This window comes from Deinococcus wulumuqiensis R12 (assembly GCF_011067105.1).
In the GTDB taxonomy this organism is placed as follows: domain Bacteria; phylum Deinococcota; class Deinococci; order Deinococcales; family Deinococcaceae; genus Deinococcus; species Deinococcus wulumuqiensis.
Window position 1 is genome coordinate 1,450,935 of sequence record NZ_CP049357.1, and the last position, 12,575, is coordinate 1,463,509.

The following is a 12,575-nucleotide window of genomic DNA, read 5'->3' on the forward strand; positions in this document are numbered from 1 at the left end:
TCCCGCGTCAAATGCTCTGCGTTCCCTGGTCGCGCAGCGCCCGGTTCAGGCGGTCGGCGGCCACCAGCAGCACGTCCCAGACGCCGGAAAAGGGCGGCGCGTAGGCGAGGTCCATCTGGAAGAGGTCTTCCACCTTGCCGCGTCCGTGCAGGTGCGCGGCGATCACGTCCACCCGTTTGACGCTGAGGGGGTTTTCGCCGAGCAGTTGCCCCCCCAGCAGGCGCCCGGTCCCGCGCTCGCCGGTCAGCCGGACGTGAATGGGCCGGGCGTCGGCGTAGTAGCCCGCGTGGTCGGTGCTGGTCACGTCCACGCTGACGGCGTCCAGGCCCAGCGCGGCGGCTTCGCCCTGGGTCAGCCCGGTGCGCGCCACGCCGAGGCCGAAGACCTTGAAGATGCTGGTGCCGACGATGCCGGGAAACTTGGCGTCGCCGCCCGCCATGTTGATTCCGGCGATGCGGCCCATGCGGTTGGCGGTCAGGCCGAGCGGAATGTGGACCCGGCGCCGCGTGACCCGGTGCAGGCTCTCACAGTTGTCGCCCGCCGCGTAGACGCCGTCCACGTTCGTCTGCTGCCGCACGTCCACCGCCGCCGCGCCGGTCTTGCCGAGGCGGGCCCCCGCCGCCCGCAGCAGGTCCACATTAGGTTTGACCCCCACCGCGACCACCACCACGTCGGCGCGGACCAGCCCGCCGTCCGTCTGCACACCGGTCACGCGGCCCGCCTTGCCGGTCAGGCCCTCCACGGTGGTCCCGCAGCGCACCTCCACCCCGTGCCGCTCGAGTTCGTCGAGAAGGCGGGGGCGGTACTCGGGGTCCAGCACCCGGCCCCCGACGTCCGGGCTCCGTTCCAGCAGCACAACGCTCAGACCCCGGCGGCACATGTTTTCCGCGAGTTCCAGACCGATGTACCCGCCGCCGACGATGCAGACGCGCCTGGCTCCTTTCAAACTGTCTGCGATGGCCTGCCCGTCGGGAATCTCGCGCAGCACGTGGACACCCGCGAGGTCGGTCTGCGCCCAATCTGGCCGAACCGCACTAACCCCGGTGGCGACCAACAGGCGGTCGTACGGCTCGGTGGCGGCGCGCCCCGCCGCGCGGTCCAGAACCGTGACAGTGCGTGCCCCGGCATCCACGCCCGTCACCTCATGCCCCAGCTGCACCCCGATGCCCCGGCCACGCATCTGCGCGGGCGTGCGGGCAATCAGGTCGTCCCACTCGCCCACCGCCCCGCCCAGCACGTAGGGCAGGCCGCAGGCGCCGTAGCTGATGAAGTCTCCGCGCTCAAAGACCACGATCTCGGCGTCCGGGTCAAAACGCTTGGCCCGGCTCGCCGCGCTCATTCCGGCGGCCACGCCACCCACGATCACAATTCGCATGGAGGCAGGGTAAGCGCTGAGAAGGACAAGGGTGACGCGGCGCCCGCCGCCTGTCCCAACTTAGACGGATTTCGTCCACCCGCCGGGGTGACCGGTACAGTCGGAGTCATGAGTGACGCGCTGCCCGCCCACCTGCCCCTCAACCGCGAACGCCTGATCGCGCCCGGCCCTGTGGAGGTCGCGCCGGACGTGCTGCTCGCGCTCGCGCAGCCGCAGATGCACCACCGCGCCCCGGAAGGCATCGCCAAGCTGATGGAAGCCCGCGAGAAGCTGACCCGGCTGCTGGGCGACCCCTACGACGCGGTCATTACCACCAGCAGCGGCACCGGAGCCTTCGAGGGCGCCCTGGTCAGCACCACCCCCAGCGGTGCCCGGGTGGTCAACGCCCAGGCAGGCAAATTCAGCGAGCGCTGGGGCGAGATGGCGCAGCGCTTTGGCTACGACACCCGCATCGTCGCCAAACCCTGGGGCGAGATGCTCGACCCCGGCGAAGTGGCCGACGCCTGCAAAGGCGCGCACACGCTCACCATCACCCACAGCGAGACGAGCACGGGAGCGCTGCACGACCTCGGGGCGATTGCCGCAGCTGCCAAAGCGCAAAACCCCGACCTCATCATCATCGCCGACTGCATCACGTCCTACGGCAATGCCGAGTTGCGCCCCGCCGCCTGGGGGGTGGATGTGGTGGTGTCCGGCAGCCAGAAGGGCACCGCGACCCCGCCCGGCCTGGGCTTCGTGCTGTTTTCGCCGGACGTCCAGGCCCGGATGATCAAGAACACGCCGCACGGCTTTTACCTCGACATGACCCGCGAACTCGCTGGGCAGAAGGCCGGAAGCACGCCGCAGACCCCCGCCATCAACCTGATCTACGCCCTTTCGGTCGCGCTTGACCGCTCCCTGAGGGTGCCGCTCGAAGTGCTGTGGGCAGAGCAGCGCCGCAAGACCGACGCCCTCATTGCGGCGGGCACGGCCCTCGGCGCCCCCGCCTGGGCTGCCCGTCCCAGTGCCGCCGTCGCCGTGCTGCGCGCGCCCCAGGGTCTCGGCGGCAAACAGATCGCCGCCCGCCTTGCGGAGATGGGCCAGCGGGCGCTTCCCGGACAGGCCCCGCACGAAGACACCGTGTTCCGCCTCTCCACGATGGGCTACGCCGACCGCTACGACGCCCTGGGGATCGCCGGAATGCTGGAAGACTGCTTTGCCAGCCTCGGTGTCTCGTTCGAGCGCGGCGCGGCCGTGCAGGCGGCCTGGGACGTGTTGAGATATTGAGAACGCGGTATGTCCGTATCACCTGCCGACAAGCCACATTCCCTTTGCCATGCGCTATGGGCCATAAGCTCTGAACAGCCTCTTCATGGCTCATGGCCCATAGCTCAGAGCCGATCGGCACAGCAGGCTCGATACCAACTTTGCACGTTATCAATAAGAGAAACAGGCGGCTGGGGGCGAGCCTTACAGCTCAGGCCCCCAGCCGCCCAAAGGAAAAACGGTCGCCGAGGCGACGCTCGGGCTTCAGTCTAGCACCGAGATGCCCGCCGAGCGCACCCGGTCGCGCACACCGCTTAGCCCCTCGCCCCCGACGCGCAGCACGAAGCGGCGGTTGCCCCCGGGTCCGTCCATGTCATAGGTCGCCACGCTGAGGATGTTGCTGGGCTGCACGGCCTGCGCGGCGCGCTCCAGGCTGCCGGGCACGTCGGGCATGTCGATTGTCAGGCGCTGGCCGCCCTCGTTCATCCCGAGGATGGTGGTAAAGGCGCGAATGATGTCCGAGGTGGTGATGATGCCCGTCATCTGCCCCTGGGCGCCCACGACCGGCAGGCCGCCGAACTTGTGCTCCTGCATCCGCAGGGCGGCGTCTTCCATGTACTCGTCTTCCTGCGCGGTGATGACCGGGCGGCCCATGATTTCTTCCACGGTCAGCTTGCTCAGCAGGTAGTTGAGTTCCCACACGCTCAGGGTGGTGGCCTTGCTGGGCATGGCGTCCTTGAGGTCCTTGCGGGTGGTGATCCCGACGAGTTTGCCGTCACGCAGCACCGGCAGGCGCCTGACCCGGCGCTCGCTGATCAGCTTGAGGGCGTCCATCACAGGCGTATCCGGCGTGACCGTTACCGGGTCACGCGTCATCCAGTCGCGTACGAGCATGAAAGGAGTTTAGCGCCACATTCGCCTTTTGCCCTCCCCCTCTCCGGAAGCCATGTCTCCGAAAGCCGTGTCTCCGGAAGCTGACGGCGAAATGACGGCCCCCCGCAAACAACTGTGAATCGCTTCATTCGGCTCAGAAAAAGTCGTGCTAGCGTCGCAGTCATGAAGATCACCGCCAAGGCGCTCGCGCCCGTTGCCCTCGCTGCCGCGTTCGGATTCGGTACCCTCGCCCCCCATGCCCAGACCCCGGCCCAGAAGGTCGGTTTCGTGAACGTGGACGCCCTCTTTGCCGCCCACCCCGGCAACAAGGACGTTCTGGCGATGAGCGAAAGCCTGAACAAGGACGCCGCGCTGACCGACACGGTCAACAAGCTCCGGGCCATCGACGCCAAGGGCGCGAGCGCCACGGCCGCCGAAAAGCAGCAGCGTGAAACCCTGCTCGCCACCTACAACGCCAAGACCAAGGCCCTGAACGACAAGACCGCCCAGGTCGAAACCGCCATCGACAAGTCGCTGAACGACTACGCCAAGGCCAACGGCTTTTCCGTCATCATGGACCGCGCCATTGCCCAGCAAAGCGGCCTGGTCATCTACGCCGACTCCAGCACCGACCTGACCGACGCCGTCAAGAAGACCATCAAGTAATCCACGCGCCCCCGCCCGGCGGGGACAGGTGCCGCCCGCTTCAGTTCGCGTCTTTCCTGCCCCCGGTTTGCGGGGGTTTCGTTTTGTCCGGCTGATACGGATTCCGCTTAATTCCTGCACAGTCGGGAAAGCGCCGCCTGTGCATCCATATCGCAGAATCCGTATTTTTTCCTACTCGCATCCGCTCGGATTGAATCTGAAACTACCAGATTCAATCGGAATCCGTATGATACGGCCCTCAAAGGAAGTCACCATGAAGTTTGAACGTACCCTGCTGCTGCTTCCCCTGTTTCTGCTCACCACGGTTTCCCAGGCCCAGACGAAAAATACCCGCGTAGGATTTGTCAACGTGCAGAAGGTCGTGGCGGCCGTGCCCGGCGGCGGCCCTTACCTCGACCTGCGCAAGCGGGTAGACACCGACCTCGCCAAACGCGAGGCGAACATCCGGCAACTGACCCTCAAGGCCAACCGCACCCGCACCAAGGCCGACACCGACGCCCTGAAAAAGGCCCAGCAGAGCTACGCCAACGCCCAGAAGAACTACCAGTCCCGCCTGGCGCAGGCGTTCAAGCCCATCGGCAAGCGGGTGGACAGCACCATCGCTGCCGTCGCCAAGAGCAGCGGCTTCGGCGTGGTCCTCGACACCGAGGTGGCGGCCCGCTCCAAGCTGGTCGTGTACGCCAACGTCGCCAAGACCGACCTGACGCCCGCCATCCTCAAGGCGCTGAAGAAGTAATACGGATTCCGATTGAATCTGGTAGTTTCAGATTCAATCCGACTTGCAAAGCTGCGCAGCAGAGCGGATGCGAGTAGGAAAAAATACGGATTCTGCGATATGGATGCACAGGCGGCGCCTTCCCAACTGTACAGGCCCGACTGTGCAGGAATTAAGCGGAATCCGTATAACCAGAGGCATAGAGCGGCGGCCCGGCGGGAGAGGTGCCGGGCCGCCGCTCTATGCCTTTACAGACTGCGGGGGTCGATCCAGCCGCGCTTGATGCCGTGCAGCACGGCCTCGGTGCGGCTGCCCACACCCAGCTTGGAAAAGATGTTGGCGAGGTGGACCTGCACGGTGCGCGGGCTGATGTCGAGGTCTCGGGCGATTTCCTTGTTGGTGCGCCCGCTGGCGGCCACCCGCAGCACCTCGAGTTCGCGGGGGCTGAGGTCGTCTTCGGGGGGGGTGGGGTTCGAGGCCACGCTGAAGCGCTCCAGCACCTTGCGGGCAATGGACGGGTGCAGTGCACTTTCGCCCGCCGCCACCGCCCGCACCGCGCCGAGCAGGTCGTCCTCGCTGGCGTTTTTCAGCAGGTAGCCCGCCGCGCCCGCTTCGAGCAGCGCGAAAACATAAGCGTCGTCGTCGTAGCTGGTCAGCACCAGCACGCCCACGCCCGGCTGCTCGGCCTTGATCGCCTTGGTCGCCTCGATGCCGTTCATGCCTGGCATGGACACGTCCATCAGGATCACGTCGGGGGTCAGGAGCCGGGCCTGCGCGAGCGCCTCCTCGCCGCTGCCCGCTTCGCCCACCACGCGCAGGTCGGCCTCGCCCTCGAGCAGTTCGCGGGTGCCCTTGCGCACCACCGGGTGGTCGTCCACCAGCAGCAGGGAAATGGGCCGGACCGGACCGGGGGCGTCATTGTCGGTGTGGAGCATGGGGGCAGCATAACGGGGCTTCAAAGAAAAACCACCCTGCACGCGGCAAGGTGGTCTGATTCAAGGGCGGTCTCAGCTCTTGGTGAGGTTTTTCCAGAGCGTTCCGGCCTGGGAAAAGCCGTACATCGGGTTGTAGTTCTCGGTATTCACGCCGCCGATATTGTCGCGGTAGACCGAGTAACCCACCCCGCCCGGCATCAGGATGTACAGCGCCTGCTCCTGGGCACGCTCGGCGATCTGCCGGTACAGGGCGTTGCGCTTTTGCTCATCGGTGGTGCTGCGGGCCTCGGCGATCCAGCCGTCGATCTGCGCGTCCTTGGCGTTGATGCGCGGCGCGTAGTAGCCGCTGGAGGAGTAGAAGGTGTTGACGAAGTTGTCCGGGTCGGCGTAATCGGGCGCCCAGCTCGTGACCACCATCGCCTCGGTGCCTTCGCCGCTGGCCTTGATGATTTCGCTCCATTCCTTGGCGACGACGTTGACCTTGAACTTGGGGTTCAGGCCCTCAATGTTGCGCTTGAGCATTTCCATGGCGGTCTGCATGCCCCGGCTGCCCGCGCGGTAGGACACGTTGAGGGTAAAGCCCTGGTCCCAGACCTGACCGTTCCAGGCTTTCTGGAAGGCCTGCTTGGCGGCGTCGAGGTCGAACTTGGCGCCCGGCACGCTCGCGTCGTACCCGGGGAAGGAATCGGGCAGCAGGAAGTTGCGCTCGGTGCCCTTACCACGCTGCACTTCCTGGATGTACGACGGCACGTCGAAGGCGGCCACGAAGCCCCGGCGCACGTCCACGTCACTGAAGAAGTTGGCGGGAATGCCCTGACCGTCGAGCTTGCCGCTGCCGATCTGCTGCTGCTCCTGCCCGGCCTTGACCTTGATGTTCTGGTTCATGCTCAGGCCGGTGGCGGTGGTGTCGGGCAGGTCGTCGAGGACCGCCACGCCGGGCTTGCCCTTGAGCTGCGTTTCCACGATTTCGCGCCCGCCCGTCTCGATGAAGTCGGCGTCGCCCTTCAGGAAGGCCTGAATGCGGGCTGCCGGCTCGGGCACCTTCTGGATAATCACGTTCTGGATGCTGGGCTTGTCGCCCCAGTACCCGTCGAAGGCGACGGCAGCCACCGAGGTCGCGTCCTTCTTGAGCAGCTTATACGCGCCGGTGCCGCTGGGGTCGTTCGCCAGCGGGCTGCCGATCAGGTCCTTGCCCACCGCGTCCTTCCAGGTGGCTTCGGTGCCGTCCCACTCGCCGATTTTCTTGGCGTGCTCGCTGTCCACGATGCCCTGGCCGATGTAGGCGAGCTTGGACAGGAACGCCGGGTCGATCTTGGGCAGATTGAACACCAGCGTCTCACCGTCGCACTTCACGGCGTCGGTGATTTTCTCCCAGGTCACCGACTGGTCGTCGTTGGCGTTGCTGGCGGTGCCGAGCAGCGACTCGGACAGGAACCAGTTGCCGCTGTCGGCGGTGTTGGTCACGAGGTTGCGCCGGAAGGTGTACTCGGCGTCCTTGCACTCGAAGGGGTTGCCGCTGTGGAACTTCACGCCTTCGCGCAGGGTGAAGCGGTACTCGCGCCCGTCGTCGCTCTGCTCCCACTCGGTCGCCAGCAGGGGCTGAAGTTCACGGATGGAGTTGCCCTGGTAGCCCAGAAGCGTCTCGTACAGGTTTTCCACGACCTGACCGCTGGCGGTGTCGTAGGTGGTGCCGGGGTCGAGGGTGGGAATGTCGGCCGATTCCTGCACGACCAGGGTGTTCAGGTTCTTGCCCGACGTGGTGGTCGTGGTGGTCTGCTCGGTCGAAGTCTGCTCGGTTGAGGTCTGGGCATCCGCGCTCTGGGTCTGCTCGGTGGTCGTGGTGGTCGTTTTGGTCTCGCTCTTGCAAGCCGAAAGACTCAGGGCGAGCGTGGCAAGCGCCACAGCACCAAGGGGTCGGGAAAGTCTGGTCATGAGAACACCTCGAAAGAGAACTAAAAAGCGAAACGGACCCGGTCCGTCGCGGCGGCGAACATGGCGCTCAAGCAGCTACACGTCTTCCCACCGCTAAAAACACGAGGGTCACCCTAAGCCCGCCAGATGAGTAAGAAGTAACAAAAAACGCAAGGCTGGCCCGTCTCCCCGTCAGAAACGGGGCAAAGCCGCCCGAATGCAATCCGCTCCACATCTGCCTTGAGTGTTCTCATGTAAAGTTTTCTGATGACCGATACTGCCAAAGCCAACACTGCCACCCCGGACGCTTACGCCGACCTGCCGCTGCCCGCTTCCTTCATCCTGCGCGGTACGGCGGCGGGCGGCACCCTGCGACTGGTGGGCATCGAGGCGTCGCACGTCGTGGAAGAAGCGCGGCTGCGGCACGGCCTGAGCAAGACGGCGACGGCGGCGCTGGGGCGCACGCTGGCGGCCTCGGCGCTGCTGGCGGCAGTGCTGGGCAAGCGCACCGACTCGCGGGTGACGGTGCGGGTAGACGGCGGCGGGCCGGTGGGCTGGATCGTGGCCGAGGGCAGCACCGACGGGCGCCTGCGCGGGTATGTCCGGCACCCGGACGCCGACCTGCCCCTGCGCGAGAGCGACGGCAAACTCGACGTGCGCGGCATCGTGGGCGTGGACGGCGAACTGGCCGTCACCCGGCTGCTCGAAAACGGCGAACCCTACACCGGCAGCGTGCGCCTGCGCAGCGGCGAAATCGCCGAGGACGTGAGCCTCTACCTGGGGTCGTCCGAACAGATTCCCAACGCGGTGCTGCTCGGCGTGTACGAGGAAGGGGGCCGGGTCGCCCACGCGGGCGGGCTGCTGATTCAGGCCATGCCCGGCGTGACCGACGAAACGCTGGCGCGGCTGGAAGCCAACATCGCCGCGCTGGGCATGCTGACCGACCAGCTCCGCGCCGGGGGGCTGCTCGGGGCGATGCAGGGGGCCGCCGAGGGCCTGGACCTGCAACTGGCGACCGAGGCGCAACCCGCCCGCCTTTCGTGCCGCTGCTCGCGCGAAAGGGCCGCCGACAGCCTGAAATTCTTCGGTGCCCAGGAGCGGCAGGAGATGATCGACGCGGGCGGCCAGGAAGTGCTGTGCCACTGGTGCGGCGAGGCCTACCGGCTCTCCCCCGACGAGATCGCGGCGCTCGACGACGGCGAGACGCGGGCGCGGGCGTAAGCGCAGGTGTTCCGAGGGGGCCGGGGGTGAATCTCCTGGCTCCGTTTTTCTGCCGCTCTCGCCCACCCGCCTGCGGTGGCAGCATACGGATTCCGCTTCATTCCTGCACAGTCGGGAAAGCGCCGCCTGTGCATCCATATCGCGGAATCCGTATTTTTTCCTACTCGCATCCGCTCGGATTAAATCTGAAACTACCAGATTCAATCGGAATCACCTCGGGTGCGGCGAGGTTCGCGGTAGTGGGAAGGAAAAAATGCCGTGCAGAGCGCGGGAGCGGTCTCCGCCTTCCAGTCCTGCCCTCGTCATCGCGTGGATGTCCCCCCTCGCCGGATAGATTTCACTTCCGACCGCTTTCCACAGCGCCGAGCAAAAGGTCCCCCACAACATGGTTTGGGCCTCGGTTGAACACTCATTTGCCGCCGCACCCGAGGTGAATCCGTATAATACCTTCATGAAGGCGAAGGGCTGGGCCGTGATGCTGGTGCTGGTGGGGTTGGGACTGGGCGCGACCGTCCTGCGGGATCAGGTGCCGCTGGGGGGCGCCCGCAGCCCGGCGCCCACGTCCACTTCGGCGAGCGGCCCAGCCGCCGAAGCAGGCGCGCGGCTGCAAAACGAGCAGAACACCATCGAAATCGTGCAGAAATACGAGCCGGGACTGGTCTTTATCTCCACCGAGGAGCGGGTGGCGAGCCAGGACCCCTTCGGCTGGATGACCGATCAGGGCCAGGGCGAGGTGCAGCGCGGGCTGGGCAGCGGGTTTTTCGTCAATTCGGCGGGCGACATCCTGACCAACTACCACGTGGTCGCCGGGGCAGACGGCGGGGCCGCGGACCGCATCCAGATTCGGCTGCTGGGGGGCACGGAAACGCTGGACGCGCAGGTCATCGGGCTGGCGCCGCAGTACGACCTCGCCCTGCTGCGTGCTCCTGACCTGAAGCCCGCCGACATCCGGCCCATTCCGCTGGGCGACAGCGACCGGCTGGCCGTGGGCCAGAAGGCGGTGGCGATGGGTGCGCCCTTCGGCCTGGAATTCAGCGTTTCCGAGGGCATCGTGAGTGCCACCTCGCGCCAGATTCCCATCGGATTTTCGGCGGGGGGAGAAGGTATCACGCAGCGGGCCATCCAGACCGACGCGGCCATCAACCCCGGCAACTCGGGCGGGCCACTGCTGGGCAGCGACGGGCGGGTCATCGGCATCAACACCCAGATCTACTCGCCCAGCGGTCAGGCGGGCGCGGCCCAGAGCGCGGGGGTGGGCTTCGCCATTCCCATCAACACCGCCCGCAACCTGCTGCCCCGCTTGCAGGCGGCAGGCGGACAGATGGTCTACGCGCCGCGTGTGGGCATTGAGCCCGGGATTCTGGTGCGGGGCCGGGGCGGCGTGCTCGCGCTCGGGCTGGGGATGCTCGACCCGCAGGGCAAGCGGGCGGCGGGGCTGCCCGACACCGGCCTGCTGATCGGCGGGGTGGCGCCGGGTGGCGCGGCGGCGCGGGCGGGGCTGCGCGGGGGCGGCCCTCCCCAGGACCTCCCCGGCGGGGGCCAAATCCAGCTCGGCGGCGACGTGATCGTGCAGGCCGCCGGGCAGCCGGTGGACGCCCTCGAAGACCTGCAAGCCGTGCTGCTCGACAAGAAGGTGGGCGACCGGGTCACGCTCAAGGTGGTGCGGGGCGGGCAGACGCGGGACGTGACGCTCACCCTCGACGAGTCGGCCTTTCAGTGATGTCGGGTCAGTGATGTCGGGGCTGGGCACGGCTGTCGGGGCGCAGGTCTGGGCACAGCTTCAGCCGCAGGACCGGGCGTGGCTGCGCGACCTGGCCCGCCGAGCCGGGCCGGGCACCGAACTGGCACTCGTCGGCGGGGCCGTCAGAGACGCGCTGCTGGGACAGACACCGCTCGACCTCGACATTGTGGTGTCGGACATCGCGCTGCCGGACATTACGGTGCCGGACATTGCGGTATCGGGCGGGACGGGCAGCGACGTGCAGGCGCTGGCGCAGGCGAGCGGGCTGCCGTTCGTCTACCACCCGGCGTTCGGGAACGCCACGCTGACCCTGCCCGACGGACGCGGCGCCGATCTGGTGCGGGCGCGGCGCGAAACCTACCCGCAGCCGGGGCACAACCCGAGGCCGCTGCCGGGCAGCCTGCCCGACGATCTGCGCCGCCGCGACTTCGGAATCAACGCGCTCGCCCTGCGGCTGTCGGCGGATGGCCCGCCCGAACTGCTCGACGTGGTGGGGGGGCTGGGCGACCTGCAACGCCGGGAACTGCGGCCCCTGCATGGCCGCTCCTTTCATGAGGACGCCAGCCGACTGGTGCGGGCGGCCCGGCTCGCGGCGCGGCTGAAGTTGTGCGCGGCGCCGGAGCTGCGGGCGCAGGTGCCCGACGCCCTCGCGCAGGCGGAGCGCACCCCCCGGCTGTGGGCCGAGCTGAAACTGCTGCTCGCCGAACCGCGCCCGGGACAGGCGGCCCGCGTGCTGGACGACTGGGGCGCGGGGGCACTGCTGCCGGGCTTCCCCCTGCTGGAGACGCTCGACGCCCGGCAGGACGCAGGGAGTCCGGTGCTGCCCATCACCTACGCGGCGGCGGTCCTGTCGGCGGCCCCCGACCCGTCCGTCCTTGCCGGGCGACTGGGGGTGGGGGAGCGCCCGGCGGCGCTGCTCGCACGGGCGCTGTCGGACAGTTCTTTTGCGCCGGGCACACCGGAGCGGCAACTGCGCGAGGTGTTGCGCCCGGACAGCTACCCGCCGCTCACGGGCCGCGAGGTGCTGGCGCTCGGCGTAGCGCCGGGGCCGCAGGTGGGGAAGGCTCTGGCGCACCTCGCCGGATTGCGTCAGGCAGGAGCGGTGCGCTCCCCCGATGAGGAGCGGGCGGCGTTGCGGGCTTATCTGGCCCAACCCTCGACCCAGGCTTCAGCACAACCCAGCCCCCGAAGCGGCCCGAACCCCAAGGCGAACTGAACCCGGTGAACCCGGCGCTTCATGTGGATGGCCCTACAATGGTCCGAATATGGGTCTGATTTCCCTGCTGCAAGTGAGTCCGCTCGCCTTCGCCATCACGGCGCTGGCGCTGGTGCTGTCGCTGACCGTTCACGAATTTGCACACGCTTACGCGGCTGACCGCCTGGGGGACCGCACCCCGCGCAGTTACGGGCGGGTCACGCTCAACCCGCTCAAGCACCTCGACCCGCTCGGCACGCTGCTGCTGCTGTTCGTGGGCTTCGGTTTCGCCCGCCCGGTGCCGATCAATCCGCGCAACCTGGGGCGCTGGGGCACGCTGTGGGCCACCGCCGCCGGGCCGCTGAGCAACCTGCTGATCGCGCTGGTCTGCGCCGCGCTGATCGCCTTCGTGCCGGTGTCGACGCTGTTCGGCGTCGTGCTGAGCACGGTGCTGAGCATCAACGTGGTGCTCGCCGTCTTCAACCTGCTGCCGATTCCGCTGCTCGACGGCAGCCGCATCCTCGGCTCGCTGGTGCCCTCGCTGGGCCGCAGCCTGGCGCAGTTCGAGGCCCAGCCCTTCTCCTTCCTGATCGTGATGGTCTTCATCTACGCCCTGAGCGGTCAGATCGGCAGCCTGATCGGTCAGGTGCAGCGCTGGGTGCTGGGGCTGGTCGGCGCCTGATCCGGGATGGCAGGGA

11 protein-coding genes are annotated in these 12,575 nt (G+C 67.6%); 7 read left to right on the top strand and 4 right to left on the bottom strand.

What is annotated here, in order from left to right:
- Window positions 1–7: 7 nt before the first annotated feature.
- Complete coding sequence (locus G6R31_RS07110; protein ID WP_025567665.1) at window positions 8–1,375, bottom strand: FAD-dependent oxidoreductase; 1,368 nt, start codon at window positions 1,373–1,375, stop codon at window positions 8–10.
- Between the two features lie 108 nt (window positions 1,376–1,483).
- Here G6R31_RS07110 and G6R31_RS07115 point away from each other — a divergent pair, with 108 nt between their 5' ends.
- A complete protein-coding gene (locus G6R31_RS07115) occupies window positions 1,484–2,641 on the top strand; it encodes an aminotransferase class V-fold PLP-dependent enzyme (RefSeq protein ID WP_017871323.1) in 1,158 nt (385 codons plus the stop codon).
- A gap of 243 nt (window positions 2,642–2,884) precedes the next feature.
- Here the strand turns inward: G6R31_RS07115 and G6R31_RS07120 are convergent, their stop codons facing one another.
- Window positions 2,885–3,514, bottom strand: coding sequence for a CBS and ACT domain-containing protein (locus G6R31_RS07120; protein WP_025567667.1), 630 nt, complete (start codon window positions 3,512–3,514; stop codon window positions 2,885–2,887).
- Between the two features lie 162 nt (window positions 3,515–3,676).
- On the opposite strand from G6R31_RS07120, the gene G6R31_RS07125 reads away from it, so the two are divergent.
- Together G6R31_RS07125 and G6R31_RS07130 are read left to right on the top strand one after the other, a co-directional pair.
- Entirely contained in the window at window positions 3,677–4,159 is a 483-nt protein-coding gene (locus G6R31_RS07125; protein WP_017871321.1) for an OmpH family outer membrane protein, read from the top strand.
- 253 nt (window positions 4,160–4,412) lie between these two features.
- On the top strand, window positions 4,413–4,895 hold the full coding sequence (locus tag G6R31_RS07130) for an OmpH family outer membrane protein (protein ID WP_017871320.1): 483 nt from the start codon (window positions 4,413–4,415) through the stop codon (window positions 4,893–4,895).
- A 227-nt stretch (window positions 4,896–5,122) separates the two neighbouring features.
- Here the strand turns inward: G6R31_RS07130 and G6R31_RS07135 are convergent, their stop codons facing one another.
- Both G6R31_RS07135 and G6R31_RS07140 read right to left on the bottom strand, forming a co-directional pair.
- Window positions 5,123–5,809 (bottom strand): response regulator, encoded by a 687-nt coding sequence (locus G6R31_RS07135; RefSeq protein ID WP_017872019.1) that lies wholly within the window; start codon window positions 5,807–5,809, stop codon window positions 5,123–5,125.
- Window positions 5,810–5,881: 72 nt separating this feature from the next.
- The gene (locus tag G6R31_RS07140; RefSeq protein ID WP_029732948.1) at window positions 5,882–7,741 is read right to left on the bottom strand and encodes an ABC transporter substrate-binding protein; all 1,860 of its coding nucleotides are present in this window, start codon (window positions 7,739–7,741) and stop codon (window positions 5,882–5,884) included.
- 246 nt (window positions 7,742–7,987) lie between these two features.
- On the opposite strand from G6R31_RS07140, the gene G6R31_RS07145 reads away from it, so the two are divergent.
- From G6R31_RS07145 to G6R31_RS07160, 4 genes are all read left to right on the top strand, one after another.
- Window positions 7,988–8,941 carry an Hsp33 family molecular chaperone HslO gene (locus G6R31_RS07145; RefSeq protein WP_017872017.1) on the top strand — a complete coding sequence of 318 codons (954 nt, stop codon included), beginning with the start codon at window positions 7,988–7,990 and terminating at the stop codon, window positions 8,939–8,941.
- Window positions 8,942–9,392: 451 nt separating this feature from the next.
- Window positions 9,393–10,661: a S1C family serine protease gene (locus G6R31_RS07150; protein WP_025568154.1), complete on the top strand. Its 1,269-nt coding sequence runs from the start codon at window positions 9,393–9,395 to the stop codon at window positions 10,659–10,661.
- A 13-nt stretch (window positions 10,662–10,674) separates the two neighbouring features.
- Window positions 10,675–11,898, top strand: a complete 1,224-nt coding sequence (locus G6R31_RS07155) for a tRNA nucleotidyltransferase/poly(A) polymerase family protein (RefSeq protein ID WP_017868947.1) — start codon at window positions 10,675–10,677, stop codon at window positions 11,896–11,898.
- Between the two features lie 49 nt (window positions 11,899–11,947).
- Complete coding sequence (locus G6R31_RS07160) at window positions 11,948–12,559, top strand: site-2 protease family protein (protein ID WP_017868948.1); 612 nt, start codon at window positions 11,948–11,950, stop codon at window positions 12,557–12,559.
- Window positions 12,560–12,575 lie beyond the last annotated feature (16 nt).